Source organism: Pseudomonas sp. P97.38, assembly GCF_001269745.1.
GTDB classification, from domain to species: domain Bacteria; phylum Pseudomonadota; class Gammaproteobacteria; order Pseudomonadales; family Pseudomonadaceae; genus Aquipseudomonas; species Aquipseudomonas chlororaphis_E.
The window spans coordinates 85,187-106,719 of the sequence record NZ_LHVJ01000025.1; the positions used below are offsets into that span (position 1 = coordinate 85,187).

Sequence of the window (21,533 nt, forward strand, 5' to 3'; positions counted from 1 at the left end):
GGCTCCGGCTAGCCAGCTTTGGCGGTGGCGTTATAGACTGGCACTTGCCTGTCAGTATTTTTTTGATCAATTGATCAGAAAACCTCTCAGGATGAAAGATTTGAAAGTTTGATCATCAGGGTGTGAGGTAGGTTTGCAGAGTGTTTCTCTAGCGTTCGCCAGAGCGCTCATCAACTCGATATCAAATTTCGACAAAAGAACTTTACTCAGGCTTGAAAACTACGTCTTGTCTCATGGGGTTGAACAAGTTCCCATGAGTGAGTTGTCTCAGTTGTTCGAACTCGCCATACGCCACAGTGGCAATGAGGATTTAGGCCTGCTGGCTTATAAAAGTGCCCACCCTGGTCACTTGGGTGCTTTAGGGTATGCGGTGATGTCTAGCTCGACGCTCGGCGAAGCGATGGCTCGAATGGTTGATCATCACTCCATCATCGGCACGGGTTTTTGTATGTTTTTTGAATGTGACGAAACCACGGTCAGGATTGCGGGCTTGTCGGGTAATGCACAAGGTGAGGTGCTGCCCAGGGCGTTTATCGATGCCGTGGCGGCTATTACCCTCGGCCTCTTGCGCTGGCTAGTACCGACTGTTTGTATTACTCCTGTAAGGGCTGAGTTTGCTTATGAAAAACCACGAGACACTCGCCAGTTGGAGCAGATCTTTGGTCATGATCTGAGATTTTCCTGTGCTGCCAATGCCATGGTGTTTCAGAAGTCGGACATGGATATCGCTATCGCTACGTCCGACGCATCGCTGCAACAAATTCATGATCAATACCTTAAACGCCGCCTGGATGAGATGCGCTCGGAAAATATTGCAGCAGCGACAAAGAAAGTGATCCTGCAGCACTTGGTTCAAGCCAGATCCCTGGCCATGGGCGATATTGTGCTTACCTTGGGCATGTCGACCCATCAGTTGGTCAGAGCCTTGGAAAAAGAGAATAAAAGCTTTCAGTTACTGGTTGATCAGGTTAAGAAGCAGCATTGCTATCACTTGCTGGTTAACACAAGGCTCACGCTCAAACAGGTGTCTTACAGTTTGGGGTTCAGGCATTCCAGTGCTTTGAATAAGGCTTGCGAAAGATGGTTTGGTATGGCGCCAGGCGCTTGTCGCTCCCGCGAGAAGATGTAGGCGTTGGCGAGTAGGTGTTTCGGCACGGTTCAAAGTGATCTGTTTTTACGCTTATCCTCAGGCGGGTTTCAGTTACCCCGAGCGCGCAACGCTATCTTAATTTTCCGGGATTAAGGAGAGAATTCGAGGTCGATGTTTCTTCGATAGGACGAGTAAGTCAATGCAGCTAAGACGCCTGAAGTTTGCGGCACGGATCCGATTTTGTTTCGTTTTGGTGATTGCCGCGTTAATAGGCGTAAGCGCCTTTGCTACGTATAAGGCTAGGGAAATAAGGCAGGCGAGCCTGGTGGTTGAGCAGGACGCTCTCCCAGGGATTGCCTTGGGAGACGATATAATCTTGGCCTTTAGCAAGACTCGATTCAGTGTATTTCGTCTGCTGGTGTCCACCGATGATTTGAAACTTGCCAATAACTACAATTTGCTTGTTGCTGATATCCGCGAATTTGAAGCGGCTCAGGCGGCTTATCTTCCCATCATCAGTACGGATCAGGAGCGAGGCCTGTTCACCACAATAGGCAAGCTCTTCGAGAGTTATCGTACTTCGGCGCTCCATGTCCACGATCTCATCAAGCGTGGCTCGACGGGCGAAGCCACTGCCTTGGTCGAAGGGGAGATGACCAGCATCGCTCAAGACATGGTCAAGGTGCTAGGTGAGCTGGAGAAGCTCAATGATCAAGCACAACAATTGGCTAGCGCAGCCGGACAAAACGCCTATGAGACGTCAATACGAGTGACACTGACCGCGATTATGTTGGTGGCGCTAGGGGCAATATTTCTTGCGCATAGGCTGACCGTTAGTATTTCCAGGCCCATTGCACAGGCGTTGGAATGTGCCAACGCCATTGCCCGAGGCGATCTGCGTGAACCGGCGCAGGACGCCAGTGGGAACGATGAAGCGGCGCTGTTGCTGCGGGCCGTTATGATCATGCGGAAAAACTTGAGCGATACCTTGATCGACGTTTATCAAGCGGCAGGACAGCTTTCCAACGCGGCAGAAGAGTTAAGCGTCTTGGTCGGTAGCAGCAACAACGACCTCCAGGCGCAAAACAGCGAGCTGGAACAAGCCGCCACTGCAATTACTGAAATGAGTCAGGCCGTTGATGAAGTCGCGCACAATGCCATTAGTACTTCCGATGAGTCGCGCGCTTCCTTGCACTTGGCTCGCGATGGTCAACGGGAGCTTGATTCGACGCTCAACGCGATCGCGCGCTTGGACGGCAGCGTTAACGATGCCTCACAGCGTGCAGATATTTTGGCGTCCAATACCGTAGAGATCAGCAAGGTACTTGAAGTGATCCGATCGGTTGCCGAACAGACTAATTTGCTGGCGCTCAATGCGGCGATCGAGGCAGCGCGGGCGGGCGAGGCCGGCCGAGGGTTTGCCGTGGTTGCCGATGAGGTTCGTTCCCTGGCGCACCGTACGAGCACTTCGACCATGGATATTGAACGTATGATCAGTCATATCCAAAACGGCACTCAGGAAACGGTAAGCGCCCTGAATGACAGCGCTGTACAGGCCGCACAGACTCGCGAACAAGCGGCTTCAGCGAACAAGGCGCTGCAAGGCATTACCACCACCGTCAGCAGCATCGATGAGCGTAATACCATGATCGCAACCGCTTGTGAGGAGCAGGCGCTGGTGGCCAAGGACGTGGACCGCAGCATCATTCGTATTCGTGATCTTTCAAATCTGTCGGCAGTGCGTTCCGATCAGACGATGGCCGCGAGTGAAGAACTCGCGCACATTGCGACGAAACTCAAGGAGCGGCTTGATGGCTTTAACTTTGGATAAGCATGTGAAGATGCACGTGAAGTCACTTGTTAAGAGTGTGCCTGGAGGCAGAGATGGATCCAGTCAATGAACTGTGCAACGACCTTATGGATCTGCTCGAAGAAATTGCCAGCAGTAGAAACAAGCTGGATGTCCAGGGACAAAAAATTTTGCTCGACGCCTTGAGAAGCCTTCTTCTCTCTACGGAACGTCTCAGTGAGCAAATGCGAACCTTGGTGAGTTTACAGATTCGCTCAGGGCATCAGCGACCCAGGCTATACATTGTGAAGTAGCTGCGCGAGAGTCGCATCGCGCTCCTGCTCGCTTTTCGAGCAGGAGCACACAGGATGATCTGCCCTAGGCTGGCGGAACCTAGTCTTCAGAACCTGCTGGGGCAGAGAGCTCAGTCAGCGCCGTTGCATTATTTTTGAAGGCCGCTGCAAAGATAGCGCGATTTTTCGCCATGTAGATGCTTGCATCTTCGGCGTGCTTCTCTGAGAGACCGGGAACGTTTTTCATCAGCACGTCCGTGAGGAGCTCTGCCAGCTCAAGCATCTGGTCGTGTGCATCGGCGAGTTTTCGGTCCACGAAGGTAGTCTCCAAATCGCGCGTACTGCGGTAAAGGGTTTCAACAGCCATTTCTTGGCCTCGTCATAGTGTGCGGTGCGAATTGAGTGAACATGCGCTCAGCGCTGCATGCGGGTCAGTCAGTGATACAAAATTCATTCCCTGATCGTTCCTCAGGGCCAGCTGGGCGATGCTGGAGAAGAAGCCCAGGCACAGCCTTGCGAAAGTGTTGGCCAACCCGAGCCGCTTCTTCGGTCCATCTCGACGAATTGAAAAGTGCGACTACTGTATTTATGTACAGGTCGAAGGATAAGCGAATCCCTTCACTTTGGGTAGTGGCTTTTTAATGTAGACCGATTTCGGCGTTTGTCGTCCAAGGCCATGAAGCTGATTTGCGCGTCAGACGTGTCGGATGCCAGCTTATCGCCATCTCATCCCCAGCCGCTGGCCTTCTTTCTGCATGCAGAAACCGTCACGTCCAACCCGCATCATCCGGTCGAGTCGACCTAAGGAAACTACATCGTGAAAATCAACTGGGCCGAGAACCTGCGCCAGAACGTGCATCAACTGGCCGAATCGTTGGGAAACCTGTTCGTCGAGACCTTCCACTACCTGGCGTTGTTCGCCATCGGTGCGGTGACTGCGTGGGCGGCGGTGATGGAGTTCCTGCAGATGATCGAGGCGGGGCACATCAAGATCGATGACATCCTGCTGTTGTTCATCTACCTGGAGTTGGGGGCGATGGTCGGGATTTATTTCAAGACCAACCACATGCCGGTGCGCTTCCTGATCTACGTGGCCATCACAGCGCTGACGCGTCTGTTGATCTCCAACGTGTCCCACCACAGCCCGCCGGACCTGGGCATCATCTACCTGTGCGGCGGCATCCTGCTGCTGGCGTTCGCGATCCTGGTGGTGCGCTACGCCTCGTCGCAGTTTCCTTCGGTGAAGATCGAAAACCCGCACCGCAAGGTGGGTGCGGGTTCCAGTGAGCATGCCGAGGTGGAAAAAGGCGAGATCTAGAGACCGGCCGCAGAAGATGTCGCGCCTTGCGCGTGCGGTGGGGGCAGCTTGATGTTGTCCCCGCCGGTCATGGCTTCGAGGATGGCCACGGCGCTGTGGCCCTGTTCGATGGCAATGCCGAACTGAATGCTCTGCACCAGGCGCCGCAGGCGTTCCGGGTCGTTGCGCTGCTGGGCGCTGATCATGCGCTTGGCGACGATCCGCCCGCTTTTGGACAGGGTCAGCATGATGCTGCCGTCCAGGCCCTGGATGCTCAGGTTGATTTGATAGTGCGGCGCAAAAGCGTCGGTAATGATCTGAAAAGGGTTGTCCATGATGCGTCACCGCCTGATTGAACGTGCAGTTGTTGACCGGCCTTGATCGGGATTAGTTCGCAACACCGGACCATCGGCCATTCCATGATCGTGTTCATCGGGTGTTTCCAGGGGCCGCACGGCTGACAACCCGAAAAGGGGCTAGACCGGTGGCGGCTCTCTCATGGGGTAGCAAGGGGCATGCCGGAAAAATCGTCGGACAATGTTCGCGGGGCATCGGGCTGCAATGGATGGAAATGAGGCGGCAACGCTTGCCCGTTTCAGGGCGCCATGTGCGTCGACGGTGCAGCAAGGATGGTTTTCTGAAGAATGGTGTAGCGAGGAAACTCCCGACATTAACAGCGCTTTTGCCCGTTGTCCGGCTTTATTTGCAAATGGATATTTTTCTTTTTTCAGGGGTTGAATTGTTCCTCCGCCAGCCCGACTCTGTACTCAAGGGGCCGTTGCACCCACGTCGATGGCCCCCGGCGAGCTAGCTGAAATAAGGGATGAACTATGCAAATCCAAGTCAACAGCGATAACCATATTCAAAGCAGCATCCGACTGGAGGAGTGGGTACGTACTACCATCGAAAGCACGCTCGAACGTTATGAAGAAGATCTGACACGGGTTGAAGTTCATTTGCGGGACGAGAACGGCGACAAGCCGGGTCCCCATGACATGCGTTGCCAGCTTGAGGCACGGCCAAAAGGCCATCAGCCGGTTTCCGTGACGCACAAAGCCGATTCGCTGGAGCAGGCGATCGAAGGTGCGGCGACCAAGCTTGAGCACGCCCTGGAGCACCTGTTCGGCAAATTGCGCGGCAAGCGCGCAGCCAGTGCGGCGCCGACCGAATCGGTCGCATCGGCCGATGCGCTGCTGGAAGAAGAATTCCTGGAGAACGAACGGGCTGCGCTTCACGGCTGATGCCCGGTTCAATTTAAACCCATCGGAAACGGAAAAAGGGCCTGCATTGCAGGCCCTTTTCATTTCAGCGCCACTATTATCGGGTCAGGAACGCTTGCCGATACTCTCCCGGCGTTGCGCCCAGCGCCTGGCGGAAACGGTTGGTGAAGTGGCTGGCGCTGGCAAATCCACAGGCCAATGCCACGTCGCCCAGCGGTTGCGAGGTGCTGCGCAACAGCTGCCGAGCCCGTGCCAGGCGCCTTGCCAGCACATATTGGTGGGGAGGCAGCTCGAAGCTTTCGCGAAACATCCGCGCGAAGTGGTAGTGCGACAGTGCACACAGCGCCGCCAGCTGACCGAGGCTGATGGCGTCGGCCAGGTGGCTGTCGATGTACTCCACCAGCAAGCGCCGCTGGTGCGCGGCCAGGCCACCCTTGAGGCGCAGCCCCTGGCGCTGGCCGACCTGGCTGAGCAGCAGGTGGTCGAGCAGGTCGTGGGCCAGGCTGGAGGTCAACAGCCGTTCGCCGGGCTCGTCCCAGTTCAAGGCGATCAACTGGCGAAAACGCCTGGCCTGCTGCGGGTCGTCGAGGAATGTCGCCTCGTGCAGTTGCACCTGACGGGGCTCGCGGTCCAGCAGCGTGACGCACCCGAGGGCGAATTGTTCCGGGCTGAAGTACAAGTGGGCAAGTCGAATATCGCCGTTGATGACCCAGGCCGACTCATGCCCGGCCGGCAGGATGCAGAGTTTGTCGGGGCCGCCGGTGGTGGCAGGCCGCTCGCGGCGAAACGTGCCGGTGCCACCCGCGATGTAGCACGACAGCGTGTGGTGGGTCGGAGCCTCATAGTCCCGGGCGTCATGATGATTGCTCCACAGGGCGGCTGCCATGCCGTCGCCAAGCTCGGCGCTGTGCTCCAGGCGAGCATTGGGCGAACTGGCGAGGGCTTGGAAGACTTGCAGGGTTTGCAGTGTGGGCATGATCGGTTCTCTCCAACGCCTTGCATCCTACTCTGTCGGCTGGCGTCTGCCAGCCTGGTCGCCGACAAAACCGCAAGTTTATGCAAGTGCCGGTTGGATGGCGTCGTGATACTGGAGGTCATTGTCAGGAGTTGTTGCCATGAACCTCTCGTTGTACCTGCTCACCGTGCTCATCTGGGGCACGACCTGGATCGCGCTGAAACTGCAACTGGGCGTCGTTGCCATCCCGGTGTCGATTGTCTACCGCTTCGGTCTCGCCGCGTTGATCCTGTTCGCGCTGCTGCTGCTCAGCCGGCGGCTGCAAGTGATGAACCGGCGCGGTCACCTGATTTGCGTGGCCCAGGGCCTGTGCCTGTTTTGCATCAACTTCATGTGCTTTCTCACCGCCAGCCAGTGGATCCCCAGTGGTTTGGTCGCCGTGGTGTTTTCCACCGCCACGCTCTGGAACGCCCTCAATGCCCGGGTGTTCTTCGGTCAGCGGATTGCCCGAAACGTGCTGTTGGGGGGCGCGCTAGGGTTGTCGGGGTTGGCGTTGCTGTTCTGGCCGGAGTTGGTCGGCCACCACGCCAGCCCGCAAACGCTGCTCGGGTTGGCATTGGCGCTGCTGGGCACCTTGTGTTTCTCGGCGGGCAACATGCTCTCGAGCCTGCAACAGAAAGCCGGTCTCAAGCCCTTGACCACCAACGCCTGGGGCATGGCCTATGGCGCGATGATGTTGGCGGCCTGGTGTGCCTTCAAAGGCATTGCCTTCGACATGGAGTGGAACTCGCGCTACATCGGTTCGCTGTTGTACCTGGTGATTCCGGGCTCGGTGATTGGCTTTACTGCCTACCTGACGCTGGTCGGACGCATGGGGCCGGAGCGGGCGGCGTATTGCACGGTGCTGTTTCCGGTGGTGGCGTTGAATGTCTCGGCAGTTGCCGAAGGCTACCAGTGGACGGCGCCAGCCTTGGTCGGTCTGGTATTGGTGATGCTGGGGAACGTGCTGGTGTTTCGCAAGCCTCGGCCAGTGGCGACGAATGTCGCCTTGGGCGCACGCTGACCTATAACGTCCAGAGATAAACCGTGGCGAGGGAGCAAGCCCCCTCGCCACGGTTTGCCTCCCTTGGCAGCCGATCTGCCGGGTGGCTTATTTCCAGACTTGTGGGTTGACCAGGTTCTGCGGCCGCTCGCCCATCAAGGCACTGCGCAAGTTATCCACGGCCAGGTCGGCCATGGCGGCACGGGTCTCGAAGGTGGCGGAGCCGATGTGGGGCAGGGTGACGGCATTTTTCAGCTGGAACAGCGGCGATTCAGCCAGCGGTTCTTTTTCGTACACGTCCAGCCCGGCGCCGCGGATGCGCTGGCTCTGCAAGGCTTCGATCAGCGCCGGCTCATCCACCACCGGGCCGCGGGAAATGTTGACCAGGATGGCACTGGACTTCATCAGGCCCAGCTCGCGCTGCCCGATCAGGTGGCGGGTCTTCTCGCTCAATGGCACGACCAGGCACACGAAGTCCGCTTCGGCCAACAACTGATCCAGCTCGCGAAATTGTGCGCCCAACTGGCTTTCCAGCTCGGGCTTGCGGCTGTTGCCACTGTAGAGAATCGGCATGTTGAACCCGAACCGGCCACGGCGGGCGATGGCGGCGCCGATGTTGCCCATGCCGACGATGCCCAGGGTCTTGCCGTGCACGTCGGTGCCGAACAATTGTGGCCCCACCGTGGCTTGCCACTGCCCGGCCTTGGTCCAGGCATCCAGCTCCGCCACACGGCGGGCGCTGCTCATCAGCAAGGCGAAGGCCAGGTCGGCTGTGCTTTCGGTGAGCACGTCGGGGGTGTTGGTCAGCAGGATTCCGCGCTCATTGAAGTAGGCCAGGTCGTAGTTGTCGAAGCCCACCGAAATGCTGGACACCACTTGCAGGTTCGCGGCGTTTTGCAGTTGCTCGCGCCCCAGCTTGCGCCCGACCCCGATCAGACCGTGGGCGTGGGGCAGGGCTTCGTTGAACTGGGCATTGATGTCGCCGTTCGACGGGTTGGGCACGATCACGTCGAAGTCCTGTTGCAGGCGCTCGACCACCTGAGGCGTGATACGGCTGAAGGCAAGTACGGTTTTTTTCATCGTGCAAGGCTCGTCTGGCAGAGAATACCAAGCACGCTAACATTCCCGGCGAGGGTTAGGCGAGAGGGGGCCTGATGGAACACTCATAATTTCCCCTGTGGGAGCGGGCTTGCTCGCGAAGACGTCGGGTCAGCTTGCATCAATGTTCAATTCAAGCCCGCCTTCGCGAGCAAGCCCGCTCCCACAGGGGATGACGTTGCCGTCCCGTAGGCCTAGGCGGCCCGCAGCGAGATAAACGCATAATCCGAGGCTGCCTCGGTGACGACCCGCGCCCCACAGGCCATGACTTCGCGGGCTACGTCATCACCGGACAGATGGAACAGCCATTCACCGGTTGCCTGCTCCGTTGGCTGCAATTGCACCTGGTCGAGCGCGCTGGCAAATGCGCTCATGTCTGGCAGGTACGCGGTGAAGCCGTCGCCTTTCAGCGCGGTGGTGCGAATGCCCAGGGCGGCGCAGATGCGGTCCTTGGTCGCGATGTCTTCGCGATCGGCCTGGCGCGAGCGTTCGATCAGCGTGGCCAGTTCCTCATCGACCAACGTGCCGCCGACGATCAGTTGCGGGCCGGTTTCCCAGGATTGTGGCGGGCAATCCTTGGCCGCTGGATTGAGAGGGATGTGCGGGTTGATTTCCATCGGATAGATGCGGCACACCAAAGGGCGGCGTTCGTAGATGCTGCACCGATTGTCTGCGTCAAGATTGCGGCAGGGGCCGGCGTTGTAGGCGGCGAACGTGATCGCCACGCGGGCCTCGGCAGTGCCGCTGCGGACCACCGCCGAGCGCCGCTCGGCATGCTCGCGTTGCGTCGTTGGCAGGCCGAGCCCGTTGGACAGGAAGGCTTCCACCAGGACAATGACCTGGCCGCCGTCCTCGGCCCACATCCGAGCCTCCGAAAGGGTCAGGGGGACGTGGTGGTCGGAGCAGCATTTGCCGCACCCTACGCAGGAAAACCTTGTGCTCATTGAACGCCCGTTCGCAGATGGCTGGAAAGCGGCGACAAAAAAACGCCGTGATGCGCCGGGCGAAGCAAGTTATGCGCCATTCACCGATCGGCGGAGGCGGGGCGGATCGAGTCCCACTCGGTCACATGGGCGGTCTTGGTCTTCTTGCGGTAGAGGCACAACTCGGTACCGGTCGCCCCTTTCATGTGTTTCTGTGGGTACTGGCCTTGCAGCAACAGTGCGGTGTAGCCGACCCGATCGTCGAATTGCGCGGCGCTGCCCACCGGTTCGACGTTCTTCAGGCCACTGGCCTTGACGCAGCTGGCCAGCACGGCTTTATCGTAGGCAGCCCAGGCGTCCGGGCTGGAGGCATGGGCCTGGGCGGCCAGGGCGGTGAAGCCAAGGAGAATCAATGTGCGGGTTTTCATCGAAGGGCCTCGTTCCGGGATGTCAGGGCACGAGTATGCCTGAGGTTGCCGGACGGCGATGGCCCCGGCGTTGGAACGCAGGCGCCACAGCCGGGCCGATAGGTTTCAGTGACCTTGTTCGGCCACGGCCTTGGCAGCGGTGATCAGGCACTTGGTCAGTTCCGGCGAGGAGAACTTGGTCAGCACGCCATTGGCGCCGGCCAGGCGGGCCTTTTCGGCGTTCATGGCGCTGTCCAGGGAAGTGTGCAGCAACACGTAGAGGTGGGCGAAGTCCGGTGTTTCGCGCAGGGTCCGGGTGAGGGCGTAGCCGTCCATCTCGGACATCTCGATGTCAGAGACGATCAGGTTGATCTGCCCTGCGGTGCCTTGCAGGTCCAACAGGCATTCGATGGCTTCCTTGGCGCTGCGGGCGGTGTGGCATTGCAGGCCCAGGTTGCGCAACGTGTGCACCGATTGTTGCAGCGCGACCTGGCTGTCATCGACCACCAGGATCCGGGCGTTGCCCAGTACCTCGGCGTCTTCCATGCTCAGCTCGGTGGGCGCGGTTTCGATTTGTGCCGGCGCGATGCCGTGGATGACCTTTTCGATATCCAGCACTTGCACCAGGGTGCCATCCACCGAGGTCACGCCGGTGATGAACGCCCGCACGCCGCCGGAACCGTAGGGCGGCGGTTTGATGTCGGTGGTCAGGCAGTGGACGATCTTGCTCACGGCCTGCACATGCAGGCCCTGCTTGGAACGGCTGACATCGGTGACGATCAGGCAGCCGCCGTCCGGATCTTCCAAGGGGCGTTCGCCGATGGCGCGGCTCAGGTCAATCACCGACAGCGATGTGCCGCGCAGGGTGGCGATGCCTTTGACGTGCGGGTGCGACTCCGGCAGCTTGGTCAGCGGCGGGCAGGGAATGATTTCGCTGACCTTGAGCAGGTTGATCGCCATCAGCTTGCCGCTGCGCAAGGTAAACAGCAGAAGCGAAAGTGAATCTGCGCGGGCTTTGTTGGAAGACATAAAAACCTTCTGTGGAAAAAGGTGGGGCGAGCGTGAAGAACGCCAGAACAGCTTGTGATAACGGGTTATCGACCCGTTGGGGGCAGGCTTTAGGGGGAAACCTGTCGACAGCGGGATCGTCTTGGACAGACGCACTGGGCAGATGGCTTTTGTGTGGCGAGGGAGCTTGCTCCCGCTTGGGTGCGCAGCGCCCATAAAGAGAGGGGCGCTGTGCAACCTGACCGGGGGCAAGCGCCCTAGTTACACACAGCTATTTAAGCCCTAACCGCCGCGCCATCCGCCCAAGGTTCGCCCGGTCCAGGCCCAGCTCACGGGCGGCGCTGGCCCAGTTGTGCTGGTGGCGTTCCAGGGCCGCGCCGATGAGGTTGCGTTGGAACTGATCGACGGCTTCGCGCAGATCCCCGGTGACCCCGGTCATGTCGGGCTGCGGATTGACGGTCGAGGGCGCGGCGTTATCCACAGCGACTTGCGGCAGGTCCAGGTCCTGGGCGCCGAGGCTGAGGATTTTCGGTCGCACCGCGCAACGGCCCAGGGCCTTCAAGGCGCTGCGGCCGATCAGGTGCTCCAGCTCGCGCACATTGCCCGGCCAGTCGTAGGCCAAGAGAGCCGCCTGGGCATCGCTGCTCAGGCGCAGGCTGCCCAGGCCCATGCGCGAACGGTTCTGCTCCAGGAAGAAGCCGCTGAGCAACAGCACGTCCCGGCCGCGATCGCGCAGCGCCGGAACCTGCAGCGGATACACACTCAAGCGATGATAGAAGTCGGCTCGGTAACGGCCGTTGCGCACTTCTTCGGCGAGGTCGCGATTGGTGGCCGCGATCAGCCGTACATCGACCCGGTGCTCCTTGTCCGAGCCCAGCCGTTGCAACTGGCCGCTTTGCAGCACGCGCAGCAGCTTGGCCTGGACGGTCAGTGACAGCTCGCCCACTTCGTCGAGGAACAATGTCCCGCCGTCGGCCAGTTCGAATTTGCCTCGGCGGTCACTGGTGGCGCCGGTGAAGGCTCCTCGTACATGGCCGAAGAGCTCGCTTTCTACGAGCGTGTCCGGCAGGGCGGCGCAGTTGAGGCTGATCAGCGGCTGTTCGGCGCGTTTCGAGGCGCCATGGATGGCCTGGGCCACCAGTTCCTTGCCGACCCCGGTCTCACCTGTGATCAGCACGGTCAGGTCGCTGCCGCCCACCAGGTTGATTTCTTCCACCAGGCGTTTGTGGGCCTTGCTCTGGCCGACCATGTCGCGGTGCTGTTGGCCGCTGGCCTGGCGGTAGACCTCGGCGCGACGGTGTTCGTCTTCGGCCTTCAAGGCCAGGCGCTCAATGCGTTCGGCAGCGCTGACCGTCGCGGCGGCGAGGCTGGCGAAGGCTTGCAAGGCACCGAGATCGATCGGTTCGAAGCGCCCCGGGTCCAGCGCGTCGAGGGTCAGCAGGCCCCAGGGGCGCTCATCGACGAACAGCGGGCAGCCCATGCAGTCATGGACTTCAAGGTGTTCGTCCAGGCCTTCGACCAAGCCGTCGTAGGGGTCGGGCAGAGCGCTGTCGGCGGCGAAGCGGGTAGGTTCCGGGTTGGCCAGCAGGGCCTCGAAGCGCGGGTGTTCGCTGACCCGGAAGCGCCGGCCCAGTGTGTCGGCGCTCAATCCATCCACCGCCAGGGGCACCAGGCAGTCTCCGTCAAGGCGCAACAAGGCGGCCGCATCGCAAGGCAGCAACGCGCGCAAGGCGCCGAGCAGGCGTCGATAGCGTTCGCCCTCAGGCAATTCGCGAGACAGGTCGGCCACCAGCGGCAGCAGGGAGGTGAGCAGGGAGGTTGCGGTCATAATGACTCCATGTAGTCACAAGGACTATAAGTCGATCTGTGTCTTTATGACTACTTTATTTATAAGTAATTGATAAATAACAATAAAAATATTGGCATGGAATCTGATAAGAGAGGGTATCCGTACACATCAGGAGTCACCTTAATGCTCAGTCAAGAACAACGCGCCATTATTCGTGCCACCGTTCCATTGCTGGAAAGCGGCGGCGAGGCACTGATCACCCATTTCTACCGCATGATGCTGTCCGAGTACCCTGAGGTGCGCCCGCTGTTCAACCAGGCGCACCAGGCCAGCGGCGATCAGCCCCGGGCATTGGCCAATGGCGTGTTGATGTATGCCCGCCACATCGACCAGCTCGACCAGTTGGGAGACCTGGTGGCGAAGATCGTCAACAAGCACGTCGCCTTGCAGATCCTGCCGGAGCATTATCCGATTGTCGGTTCCTGCCTGCTGCGGGCGATTGCCGAGGTGCTGGGCGAAGAAATCGCCACCCCCGAAGTGATTTCCGCGTGGGCGGCGGCCTACAACCAATTGGCCGATATCCTGATCGGTGCCGAGTCCGGCCTGTATGAGCGGAAAGCCGCGGCGCCGGGTGGCTGGCGTGGCGAGCGGACGTTCGTGCTGACGGCCAAGGTGCAGGAGAGCTCGGAGATCACGTCGTTCTACTTCGAGCCAGCGGACAAGGGCCCGATCCTGCTCGCCGAGCCCGGCCAGTACATCGGTATGAAGCTGATCCTGGACGGTGAGGAAGTGCGTCGCAACTATTCGCTGTCGGCCCTGGCGGACAACGGCCAGTACCGGATCAGCGTCAAGCGCGAGCCGGGCGGGCGGGTGTCCAACCACCTGCATCATCATGTCCAGGTCGGCGACAGCATCCAGTTGTTCCCGCCGTCCGGGGATTTCTACCTGACGGCCAGCGACAAGCCGCTGGTGCTGATCAGTGGCGGCGTTGGCATCACCCCGACCCTGGCGATGTTGCAGGCGGCTTTGCAAACCGAGCGCCCGGTGCATTTCATCCACTGTGCCCGCAACGGCCGGGCCCATGCGTTCCGTGACTGGATCGATGACCTGGCCAAACGGCACCCGCAGCTCAAGCGTTTCTATTGCTACGACGAAGACGACGGCGTGAGCCCGCCGGCTGACAAGGTCGGGTTGTTGAGCGAAGTGCAACTGGCGCACTGGCTGCCGGAACAGCGTGACCTGGATGCTTACTTCCTCGGGCCGAAGGGCTTCATGGGCGCCGTCAAGCGCCACCTCAAGGCCCTGGGCGTGCCGGATGGGCAGAGCCGCTACGAATTCTTCGGGCCGGCAGCGGCACTGGAGTAACCAGCCTGGCAGGCCCGCTCCCATAACGTTTTGGCGTGAACACAGCCCGTGAACACAGCCCGTGAACACCCCGAAAAAACCAGTGGGAGCGAGCTTGCTCACGAAGGGGCCAGCATGCCCAATCCCATTCCCAAAGCCCCTGCACCCACGCAAATTAATCCGCCCTTAACGCTTTTCCTGTCTAGTGCCTGCAAAGTTGCCGGCGGCCGCTCGTTCACTGTCATGGTCAGCGTGTAGACTTCGGCCATCCGATGGCGCGCCGAGTGTTGCAAGGCCGCGCGTTGATCCATGTAGACAAAGGGAAACGCAATGAATGAGGAAATGACGCGGTTAGGTCGTGAGCGGCGCTATCTGGTGTTGCTGGGGCTGATCTGCCTGGCGTTGATCGGCGGCGCGCTGTACATGCAGGTGGCCCTCGGCGAGGCGCCGTGCCCGCTGTGCATCCTGCAGCGCTATGCGCTATTGCTGATCGCAATCTTCGCCTTTATTGGTGCGGCCATGCGCACCCGTCGCAGCGTGACGATTTTCGAGGGGCTGGTGGTGCTCAGTGCCCTGGCCGGCGCGGGGGTGGCGGGGCATCACGTGTACACCCAGTTCTTCCCGGCCGTCAGCTGCGGCGTCGACGTGTTACAGCCGATTGTCGATGGTCTGCCGTTGGCGAAGATCTTCCCGCTGGGGTTCCAGGTCGATGGCTTCTGCTCCACCCCCTACCCGCCGATCCTCGGCCTGTCCCTGGCGCAATGGGCCCTGGTGGCCTTCGTCCTGACGGTGGTGCTGGTGCCCTTGCTGGTGTCGCGCAACCGCAAGCAATTGCGCTGAATCCCCCTTGCTGAACGCCCCGGTTTCTCTCCAGCAGAGCCGGGGCGTTTTTCGTTTCAGCCTTGTGGCGGGTCGTCCTTGATCCGAGGCAAGAATGGCCTGCGACAATGTGCGACATGTTGTCACATATTTGGAGTCCTACCGCCTTTGCGGGGGTGAATAAACACCCACTCCTGTAACAAAAGCTCGGCGGATTTCGTAAAACCCTCTTCCCGGCCAGCAGGCATTTTTAACAGCGAAGCGACGGGCGGCCCAACCCCCGTAAAACAGGCGCTTTGCGCGAAAAAATCTCCACCGTGAATACGCCAGGCTGTCTAAATCGGGCGTAGTAGCCTTACCTTTTTTGGGGTTCTTGTTGAGAATCAATTTCGATAACATGCTGGCCTGTTGCAATTTCGGTGAAGGATTATTGCCGGATCGGAGAAAAATTATTTCGGGATGAAACATGGTCTACAGCGCCTCAGCTCACTACAATCGCCCGCACCGATTTTCCGACCCGGCTCAGGCTTTGAGCACGAAGGCGGTCGAAGGGCGCCAGCGCCCCATGCGACCCCAGGTGTCGGAGCCTCCAATACCCGCACCAAATGGAATTGGGCTTGAACTAGGCCTTTTGACCAACGAATAAGAACTCACTGCTGGCCCAGGATGTGTCGAACAGCGTCTGACGTTCGACGGGCAGCCCTTATTCAATCCAAGAAAAATGCCAACCCTTGGCAGGGTGAAGTGTTGGCGATCAAAACCCAACTGCATTGCGCAAGCTGCTTTAGAGGTCGTGAGATGAGTAAAAACAGGTACCCCCGATTACTAGGCTTGTTGCCGTTGCTCGGCACGTTGCTGCTGGGAGGCTGCAACATGACCCTGCTCGATCCCAAGGGCCAGGTCGGCCTGGATGAGCGCAACCTGATCATCACCGCCACGCTGCTGATGCTGCTGGTGGTCGTGCCGGTTATCGTCATGACCTTCCTGTTCGCCTGGAAATACCGCGCGTCCAACACCAAGGCCGTGTACACGCCGAAGTGGTCGCACTCGACCAAGATCGAAGTCGCGGTGTGGACGATTCCAGTCCTGATCATCATTGCCCTGGGTTATGTCACCTACAAGTCGACCCACGCCCTGGACCCGTACCGTCCGCTGGATTCGGACGTCAAGCCGGTCACCATCGAAGTCGTCTCGATGGACTGGAAGTGGCTTTTCATCTACCCGGAACAAGGCATCGCCACCGTCAACAAGATCGTGTTCCCGGCCCACACGCCGATCAACTTCAAGGTCACCTCCGACACCGTGATGAACTCGTTCTTCATCCCGGGCCTGGGCGGCCAGATCTACGCGATGGCGGGCATGCAGACCAAGCTGCACCTGATTGCCAACCAGAACGCTGAACTCGACGGTATCTCCGCCAACTACAGCGGTGCAGGTTTCACCGGCATGAAGTTCAAGGCAATCGCCACGACCCAGGAAGATTTCGACGCCTGGGTCAACGAAGTGAAAAAGGCACCTAAACAGCTTGAAAAGGCTGAATACGAAGCCCTTTCCAAGCCGAGCCAGAACAACCCAGTCGAACTCTACTCCTCGGTCACGCCGAACCTGTTCCAGACCATCATCGACAAGTATGAAGGGATGAACCCGGGCAAGCCGATGCACCACGAGAAGAAAGAGAAGGAAGTGGCTCACAACATGGAAGGGATGGACATGAGTTCGCATTCAGCTGCCGGGGCAGAGGAGTAAACGATGTTTGGTAAATTAAGTTGGGAAGCGATCCCGTTCCACGAGCCGATTGTCATGGTGACCCTCGCCATCATCGCGCTCGGTGGCCTGGCGCTGTTTGCGGGTATCACTTACTTCAAGAAGTGGACCTACCTGTGGACCGAATGGCTGACCTCGGTCGACCACAAGAAAATCGGCGTGATGTACATCATCGTCGCCATGGTCATGCTGCTGCGTGGTTTTGCCGACGCCATCATGATGCGTACCCAGTTGGCCATGGCCACCGAGGGTTCGCCTGGCTACCTGCCGCCTGAACACTATGACCAGATCTTCACCGCCCACGGTGTGATCATGATCATCTTCATGGCGATGCCTTTCTTCACCGGCCTGATGAACCTTGCAGTGCCGCTGCAGATCGGCGCGCGTGACGTTGCCTTCCCGTTCCTGAACTCCCTGAGCTTCTGGCTGCTGGTGTCCGGCGTGGTGCTGATCAACCTGTCCCTGGGCGTTGGCGAATTCGCCAAGACCGGTTGGGTGGCCTATCCGCCGCTGTCGGGCTTGCAATACAGTCCGGGCGTGGGGATGGATTACTACATCTGGGCGCTACAGCTATCCGGGTTGGGTACGACGCTGACGGGGGTCAACTTCCTCGCCACCGTGCTGAAAATGCGTACCCCTGGCATGAAGTTGATGGACATGCCGATCTTCACCTGGACCTGCACCTGGGCCAACGTGCTGATCGTCGCTTCGTTCCCGATCCTGACCGCTACCCTGGCTCTGCTGACGCTTGACCGCTACATGGATTTCCACATTTTCACCAATGAACTGGGTGGGAATCCGATGATGTACGTGAACCTGTTCTGGGCCTGGGGTCACCCCGAGGTGTACATCCTGATCCTGCCGGCGTTCGGTATTTTCTCCGAAGTCATCTCGACGTTCTCCGGCAAGAAACTGTTCGGCCACCACTCGATGATCTACGCCAGCGGCGCGATCTCGGTGCTGGGCTTCATGGTCTGGCTGCACCACTTCTTCACCATGGGTTCGGGTGCGAGCGTCAACGCCTTCTTCGGCCTGGCGACGATGCTGATTTCGATCCCGACCGGGGTGAAGCTGTTCAACTGGCTGTTCACGATCTATCAGGGCCGTCTGCGTTTCACCAGCCACGTGATGTGGACCCTGGGCTTCATGGTGACCTTCGCCATTGGCGGCATGACCGGCGTATTGCTGGCCATCCCGGGTGCTGACTTCGTGCTGCACAACAGCCTGTTCGTGATCGCGCACTTCCATAACGTGATCATCGGCGGTGCGGTGTTCGGCTATATCGCCGGCTTCGCCTTCTACTTCCCGAAAGCGTTCGGCTTCAAGCTGCACGAAGGCTGGGGCAAGGCAGCGTTCTGGTTCTGGATCACCGGCTTCTTCGTCGCGTTCATGCCGCTCTATGTCCTGGGCTTCATGGGCATGACCCGTCGCCTGAACACCACCACCAACCCTGAGTGGGTGCCGTACCTGTACGTCGCCATGTTCGGTGCGTTGATGATCGCGGTCGGTATCGCCTGCCAGCTGATCCAGTTGTATGTCAGCGTGCGCGACCGCAACAAGCCAGAGAACATGTGCGAGCACGGTGACCCGTGGAATGCCCATACCCTGGAATGGTCGACCTCGTCGCCACCACCGTTCTACAACTTCGCCGTGCTGCCGAAGGCAGACGTCATCGACCCGTTCACCGAAGCCAAGGAAAACGGTACCGCGTACCAGGTTCCGGCCAAGTACGAGCCGATCCACATGCCAAACAACACCGCCACCGGTGTGGTCATGGGCGGCCTGTTGACGGTGTTCGGTTTCGCGATGATCTGGCACATCTGGTGGCTGGCCATCGCAAGCCTGGTCGGCACCGTGGCGTATTTCGTGATTCATGCTGCCCGTGACGATCAGGGCTACATGGTGCCGGTGGATGTCATCGAGCGCACCGAAGCCGAGCAGCACAAACGTCTGGTCGCGGCCGGGAAGATCCCAGCCTCCGCCACCCGTGTTGAAACCTCGTTGGAACAGGCTTAAACCATGTCGAACTTAGTGACCAATGTTGGACACGCCCATGGTCATGACCATGGGCACGATGACCATCACCACGACTCGGGCGAGATGACCGTATTCGGTTTCTGGCTCTACCTGATGACCGACTGCATTCTGTTTGCGTCGATCTTCGCGGCATACGCGGTGCTGGTAAACAACGTCGCCGGTGGCCCGTCGGGCCACGACATCTTCGAGCTGCCGTACGTACTGGGCGAAACCGCCTTGCTGCTGTTCAGCTCGATCACCTACGGCTTCGCCATGCTGGCGTTGTTCAAGGGCAAGAAGAACCAGGTCCTGGGCTGGCTGGCCATGACCTTCCTGTTCGGTGCCGGCTTCATCGGCATGGAGATCAACGAGTTCCACATGCTGATCTCCGAAGGCTACGGTCCGAACCGCAGCGGCTTCCTGTCGGGCTTCTTCACCCTGGTCGGCACCCACGGCCTGCACGTGACCAGCGGCCTGATCTGGATGGCGATCATGATGTACCAGGTCCAGAAAAACGGCCTGACCGCTACCAACAAGACGCGCCTGAGCTGCCTGAGCCTGTTCTGGCACTTCCTGGACGTGGTGTGGATCTGCGTATTCACCGTTGTTTATCTGATGGGGACCCTGTAAATGGCTAACGCACATTCCCACGATGGCCACGACGCCGGCCACGGCAGCGTCAAGTCCTACGCCATCGGTTTCATCCTGTCGGTGATCCTGACCGTCATTCCGTTCGGCCTGGTGATGTACCCGACGCTGCCCAAGAGCCTGACCCTGTGGATCATCCTGATCTTCGCCGTGGTCCAGGTACTGGTGCACCTGGTGTACTTCCTGCACCTGGACCGCTCCGCCGCCCAACGCAACAACGTGGTCGCGTTTGTCTTTGCCGCGATCGTGATTGTCCTGCTGGTCGGCCTGTCGTTGTGGATCATGTTCAGCATCCACACCAACATGATGGCGCACTGAGGAAAGTCCGGATGTCCTTAAAGCACTTTATCCAAATCACCAAGCCGGGGATCATTTTCGGTAACGTGCTTTCTGTGGCAGGCGGGTTTTTCCTGGCCTCGAAAGGGCATGTCGATCTGGCCATCTTCCTGGCGGCGATGATCGGCACGTCCCTGGTGGTCGCGTCGGGGTGCGTATTCAACAACTGCATCGACCGCGACATCGACATCAAGATGGAGCGCACCAAGAACCGAGCCCTGGTCCAGGGCCTGATCCCGGTGCAACTGGCCCTGGCGTTCGCCACGGTGCTGGGCGTGGCCGGGGTGGCGCTGTTGTATCGGGTGGCCAACCCGTTGGCAGCGTTGTTCGCGGTGATCGGCTTTGTGATCTACGTCGGCCTCTACAGCCTGTACCTCAAGCGCAAGTCGGTCCACGGCACGCTGGTGGGCAGCCTGTCGGGGGCGATGCCGCCGGTGATCGGCTATGTCGCGGTGAGCAACAGCTTCGACATGGCCGCGCTGACGCTGCTGGTGATGTTCAGCCTGTGGCAGATGCCGCATTCCTATGCCATCGCGATCTTCCGCTTCAACGACTACCTGGCGGCTTCGATTCCGGTGTTGCCGGTCAAGCGCGGCATCCGGGTGGCCAAGAAGCACATCCTGCTCTACATCCTGGCCTTCCTCGTGGCGACCTTGATGCTGACCTTCAGCGGCTACGCCGGCATGAGCTACCTCGCCGTCGCCGCCGCCATGGGCATGTACTGGCTGTACATGGCCTGGACCGGCTACAAGGCCGTGGATGACACGGTCTGGGCACGCAAGCTGTTCGTGTTCTCGATCTTCACCATCACCGCCCTGAGCGTCATGATGTCCCTGGACTTCAAGGTGCCCAGTGAGCTGCTGCTGACGTACGCACCCTAAGCTTCAGACGCTGTACAAAAAGCCCCGCCTTCGAGAGAAGCGCGGGGTTTTTTGTGTAGACAGGCCTGGATTGACTGTCATTCGTCGCAATAGATTATGGCGTGTTGAACTGTAGGCAATTTGCTTATAGTTTCTGCCATGCATATCTTATTTTTTGAAACGACTGCGTTCACCGCCACGGTGGGACATTACCTGACTGACGATGAATATCGTTTGCTCCAGTCCTATCTGCTGCAGCACCCAACGGCCGGTGACGTCATGCCACGTACCGGCGGCTTTCGTAAGCTGCGCTGGTTCGATGAGCGTCGTGGCAAGGGGAAGCGAGGTGGTTTGCGAGTCATTTACTATTGGCTCATGAATGATCTTCAGTTCTGGATGTTCGCGATTTATGACAAGGACGAGTTGGAAAACCTGACCCGCGAGCAAGAGAAGTCGCTCAAGCGCGCCATTGAGGCTGAGTTGAAAGTGCGAGGTACCTTATGAAAAAACGTGATCTGTTTGCCGAGATGATGCAGGGCATCGAGGAAATGGCCGCTCACCGGGGGGGCAAGCTGACCCTTCGCCAGGTATCGATCGAAGATAAACCGGCGCCCGAGGTATCGGCCCAGGAAATTGTGGCGTTGCGTGACAAGCTCCACATGTCCCAAGCCGTTTTCGCCAAGAGCATCAGGACCAGTCCTGGCACGCTCAGGAACTGGGAGCAGGAAAAGTCCAGGCCCAATGCCCAGGCGGCGCTGTTGATCAGGTTGGTCGAGAAGTTTCCAGACATGGTCGAGCGGCTCGCAACTGTTTGAGGAACGCCCGCATCGCTGCC

22 protein-coding genes are annotated in these 21,533 nt (G+C 59.3%); 14 read left to right on the forward strand and 8 right to left on the reverse strand.

Features of this window, described 5'->3' with window-relative positions; all coding sequences use genetic code 11:
* Positions 1 to 253: 253 nt before the first annotated feature.
* Positions 254 to 1,129, forward strand: coding sequence for an AraC family transcriptional regulator (locus AD664_RS20590; protein WP_053149213.1), 876 nt, complete (start codon positions 254 to 256; stop codon positions 1,127 to 1,129).
* A gap of 160 nt (positions 1,130 to 1,289) precedes the next feature.
* The gene (locus tag AD664_RS20595) at positions 1,290 to 2,921 is read left to right on the forward strand and encodes a methyl-accepting chemotaxis protein (RefSeq protein ID WP_053149217.1); all 1,632 of its coding nucleotides are present in this window, start codon (positions 1,290 to 1,292) and stop codon (positions 2,919 to 2,921) included.
* A gap of 351 nt (positions 2,922 to 3,272) precedes the next feature.
* Here AD664_RS20595 and AD664_RS20605 read toward each other — a convergent pair whose 3' ends face one another.
* On the reverse strand, positions 3,273 to 3,539 hold the full coding sequence (locus AD664_RS20605) for a YebG family protein (protein ID WP_042728242.1): 267 nt from the start codon (positions 3,537 to 3,539) through the stop codon (positions 3,273 to 3,275).
* A 450-nt stretch (positions 3,540 to 3,989) separates the two neighbouring features.
* Here AD664_RS20605 and AD664_RS20610 point away from each other — a divergent pair, with 450 nt between their 5' ends.
* Positions 3,990 to 4,490 (forward strand): phosphate-starvation-inducible protein PsiE, encoded by a 501-nt coding sequence (locus AD664_RS20610; RefSeq protein WP_042728243.1) that lies wholly within the window; start codon positions 3,990 to 3,992, stop codon positions 4,488 to 4,490.
* Here the strand turns inward: AD664_RS20610 and AD664_RS20615 are convergent.
* Positions 4,487 to 4,804, reverse strand: a complete 318-nt coding sequence (locus tag AD664_RS20615) for a DUF3509 domain-containing protein (RefSeq protein ID WP_042728244.1) — start codon at positions 4,802 to 4,804, stop codon at positions 4,487 to 4,489. The two genes, AD664_RS20610 and AD664_RS20615, sit on opposite strands and share 4 nt — an antisense overlap.
* 495 nt (positions 4,805 to 5,299) lie before the next feature.
* On the opposite strand from AD664_RS20615, the gene AD664_RS20620 reads away from it, so the two are divergent.
* Positions 5,300 to 5,710 carry an HPF/RaiA family ribosome-associated protein gene (locus tag AD664_RS20620; RefSeq protein ID WP_053149223.1) on the forward strand — a complete coding sequence of 137 codons (411 nt, stop codon included), beginning with the start codon at positions 5,300 to 5,302 and terminating at the stop codon, positions 5,708 to 5,710.
* A 76-nt stretch (positions 5,711 to 5,786) separates the two neighbouring features.
* Here the strand turns inward: AD664_RS20620 and AD664_RS20625 are convergent, their stop codons facing one another.
* Complete coding sequence (locus tag AD664_RS20625) at positions 5,787 to 6,665, reverse strand: AraC family transcriptional regulator (protein WP_053149226.1); 879 nt, start codon at positions 6,663 to 6,665, stop codon at positions 5,787 to 5,789.
* Positions 6,666 to 6,804: 139 nt separating this feature from the next.
* On the opposite strand from AD664_RS20625, the gene AD664_RS20630 reads away from it, so the two are divergent.
* A complete protein-coding gene (locus AD664_RS20630; protein ID WP_053149229.1) occupies positions 6,805 to 7,707 on the forward strand; it encodes a DMT family transporter in 903 nt (300 codons plus the stop codon).
* 87 nt (positions 7,708 to 7,794) lie between these two features.
* On the opposite strand, the gene AD664_RS20635 is transcribed toward AD664_RS20630, so the two are convergent.
* The 5 genes from AD664_RS20635 to norR form a co-directional block, all read right to left on the reverse strand.
* The gene (locus AD664_RS20635) at positions 7,795 to 8,766 is read right to left on the reverse strand and encodes a D-glycerate dehydrogenase (protein WP_053149232.1); all 972 of its coding nucleotides are present in this window, start codon (positions 8,764 to 8,766) and stop codon (positions 7,795 to 7,797) included.
* 212 nt (positions 8,767 to 8,978) lie between these two features.
* Positions 8,979 to 9,728, reverse strand: a complete 750-nt coding sequence (locus AD664_RS20640) for a YkgJ family cysteine cluster protein (RefSeq protein ID WP_053149235.1) — start codon at positions 9,726 to 9,728, stop codon at positions 8,979 to 8,981.
* Between the two features lie 80 nt (positions 9,729 to 9,808).
* A complete protein-coding gene (locus AD664_RS20645; protein ID WP_053149238.1) occupies positions 9,809 to 10,135 on the reverse strand; it encodes a hypothetical protein in 327 nt (108 codons plus the stop codon).
* Between the two features lie 105 nt (positions 10,136 to 10,240).
* Entirely contained in the window at positions 10,241 to 11,143 is a 903-nt protein-coding gene (locus tag AD664_RS20650) for a chemotaxis protein CheV (RefSeq protein ID WP_042728251.1), read from the reverse strand.
* Positions 11,144 to 11,393: 250 nt separating this feature from the next.
* On the reverse strand, positions 11,394 to 12,950 hold the full coding sequence (gene norR, locus AD664_RS20655; protein WP_053149240.1) for a nitric oxide reductase transcriptional regulator NorR: 1,557 nt from the start codon (positions 12,948 to 12,950) through the stop codon (positions 11,394 to 11,396).
* A 144-nt stretch (positions 12,951 to 13,094) separates the two neighbouring features.
* Here norR and hmpA point away from each other — a divergent pair, with 144 nt between their 5' ends.
* From hmpA to AD664_RS20700, 9 genes are all read left to right on the forward strand, one after another.
* Positions 13,095 to 14,276, forward strand: coding sequence for an NO-inducible flavohemoprotein (gene hmpA / locus AD664_RS20660; protein WP_053149242.1), 1,182 nt, complete (start codon positions 13,095 to 13,097; stop codon positions 14,274 to 14,276).
* A gap of 309 nt (positions 14,277 to 14,585) precedes the next feature.
* Positions 14,586 to 15,095 carry a disulfide bond formation protein B gene (locus tag AD664_RS20665; RefSeq protein WP_042728254.1) on the forward strand — a complete coding sequence of 170 codons (510 nt, stop codon included), beginning with the start codon at positions 14,586 to 14,588 and terminating at the stop codon, positions 15,093 to 15,095.
* Between the two features lie 777 nt (positions 15,096 to 15,872).
* On the forward strand, positions 15,873 to 16,820 hold the full coding sequence (gene cyoA, locus AD664_RS20670; protein ID WP_042728255.1) for a ubiquinol oxidase subunit II: 948 nt from the start codon (positions 15,873 to 15,875) through the stop codon (positions 16,818 to 16,820).
* Between the two features lie 3 nt (positions 16,821 to 16,823).
* Positions 16,824 to 18,854, forward strand: a complete 2,031-nt coding sequence (gene cyoB / locus AD664_RS20675; protein WP_053149246.1) for a cytochrome o ubiquinol oxidase subunit I — start codon at positions 16,824 to 16,826, stop codon at positions 18,852 to 18,854.
* A 3-nt stretch (positions 18,855 to 18,857) separates the two neighbouring features.
* Complete coding sequence (locus tag AD664_RS20680; RefSeq protein WP_042728257.1) at positions 18,858 to 19,484, forward strand: cytochrome o ubiquinol oxidase subunit III; 627 nt, start codon at positions 18,858 to 18,860, stop codon at positions 19,482 to 19,484.
* Positions 19,485 to 19,820 carry a cytochrome o ubiquinol oxidase subunit IV gene (gene cyoD / locus AD664_RS20685; RefSeq protein WP_025211927.1) on the forward strand — a complete coding sequence of 112 codons (336 nt, stop codon included), beginning with the start codon at positions 19,485 to 19,487 and terminating at the stop codon, positions 19,818 to 19,820.
* A gap of 11 nt (positions 19,821 to 19,831) precedes the next feature.
* Entirely contained in the window at positions 19,832 to 20,719 is an 888-nt protein-coding gene (cyoE, locus tag AD664_RS20690) for a heme o synthase (protein WP_025211928.1), read from the forward strand.
* Between the two features lie 138 nt (positions 20,720 to 20,857).
* Positions 20,858 to 21,202, forward strand: coding sequence for a hypothetical protein (locus tag AD664_RS20695; protein WP_053149249.1), 345 nt, complete (start codon positions 20,858 to 20,860; stop codon positions 21,200 to 21,202).
* Positions 21,199 to 21,513 (forward strand): DNA-binding transcriptional regulator, encoded by a 315-nt coding sequence (locus AD664_RS20700; RefSeq protein ID WP_053149252.1) that lies wholly within the window; start codon positions 21,199 to 21,201, stop codon positions 21,511 to 21,513. The genes AD664_RS20695 and AD664_RS20700 overlap by 4 nt, the downstream gene beginning before the upstream one ends.
* The last annotated feature ends 20 nt before the right edge of the window (positions 21,514 to 21,533 follow it).

Bases quoted from the DNA above. Each gene is read 5' to 3' on its own strand.
- AD664_RS20590 (WP_053149213.1), top strand. From the start codon at position 254: ATGAGTGAGTTGTCTCAGTTGTTCGAACTCGCCATACGCCACAGTGGC.
- AD664_RS20595 (WP_053149217.1), top strand. From the start codon at position 1,290: ATGCAGCTAAGACGCCTGAAGTTTGCGGCACGGATCCGATTTTGTTTC.
- AD664_RS20605 (WP_042728242.1), bottom strand. From the start codon at position 3,539: ATGGCTGTTGAAACCCTTTACCGCAGTACGCGCGATTTGGAGACTACC.
- AD664_RS20615 (WP_042728244.1), bottom strand. From the start codon at position 4,804: ATGGACAACCCTTTTCAGATCATTACCGACGCTTTTGCGCCGCACTAT.
- AD664_RS20620 (WP_053149223.1), top strand. From the start codon at position 5,300: ATGCAAATCCAAGTCAACAGCGATAACCATATTCAAAGCAGCATCCGA.
- AD664_RS20625 (WP_053149226.1), bottom strand. From the start codon at position 6,665: ATGCCCACACTGCAAACCCTGCAAGTCTTCCAAGCCCTCGCCAGTTCG.
- AD664_RS20630 (WP_053149229.1), top strand. From the start codon at position 6,805: ATGAACCTCTCGTTGTACCTGCTCACCGTGCTCATCTGGGGCACGACC.
- AD664_RS20635 (WP_053149232.1), bottom strand. From the start codon at position 8,766: ATGAAAAAAACCGTACTTGCCTTCAGCCGTATCACGCCTCAGGTGGTC.
- AD664_RS20640 (WP_053149235.1), bottom strand. From the start codon at position 9,728: ATGAGCACAAGGTTTTCCTGCGTAGGGTGCGGCAAATGCTGCTCCGAC.
- AD664_RS20645 (WP_053149238.1), bottom strand. From the start codon at position 10,135: ATGAAAACCCGCACATTGATTCTCCTTGGCTTCACCGCCCTGGCCGCC.
- AD664_RS20650 (WP_042728251.1), bottom strand. From the start codon at position 11,143: ATGTCTTCCAACAAAGCCCGCGCAGATTCACTTTCGCTTCTGCTGTTT.
- norR (WP_053149240.1), bottom strand. From the start codon at position 12,950: ATGACCGCAACCTCCCTGCTCACCTCCCTGCTGCCGCTGGTGGCCGAC.
- hmpA (WP_053149242.1), top strand. From the start codon at position 13,095: ATGCTCAGTCAAGAACAACGCGCCATTATTCGTGCCACCGTTCCATTG.
- AD664_RS20665 (WP_042728254.1), top strand. From the start codon at position 14,586: ATGAATGAGGAAATGACGCGGTTAGGTCGTGAGCGGCGCTATCTGGTG.
- cyoA (WP_042728255.1), top strand. From the start codon at position 15,873: ATGAGTAAAAACAGGTACCCCCGATTACTAGGCTTGTTGCCGTTGCTC.
- cyoB (WP_053149246.1), top strand. From the start codon at position 16,824: ATGTTTGGTAAATTAAGTTGGGAAGCGATCCCGTTCCACGAGCCGATT.
- AD664_RS20680 (WP_042728257.1), top strand. From the start codon at position 18,858: ATGTCGAACTTAGTGACCAATGTTGGACACGCCCATGGTCATGACCAT.
- cyoD (WP_025211927.1), top strand. From the start codon at position 19,485: ATGGCTAACGCACATTCCCACGATGGCCACGACGCCGGCCACGGCAGC.
- cyoE (WP_025211928.1), top strand. From the start codon at position 19,832: ATGTCCTTAAAGCACTTTATCCAAATCACCAAGCCGGGGATCATTTTC.
- AD664_RS20695 (WP_053149249.1), top strand. From the start codon at position 20,858: ATGCATATCTTATTTTTTGAAACGACTGCGTTCACCGCCACGGTGGGA.
- AD664_RS20700 (WP_053149252.1), top strand. From the start codon at position 21,199: ATGAAAAAACGTGATCTGTTTGCCGAGATGATGCAGGGCATCGAGGAA.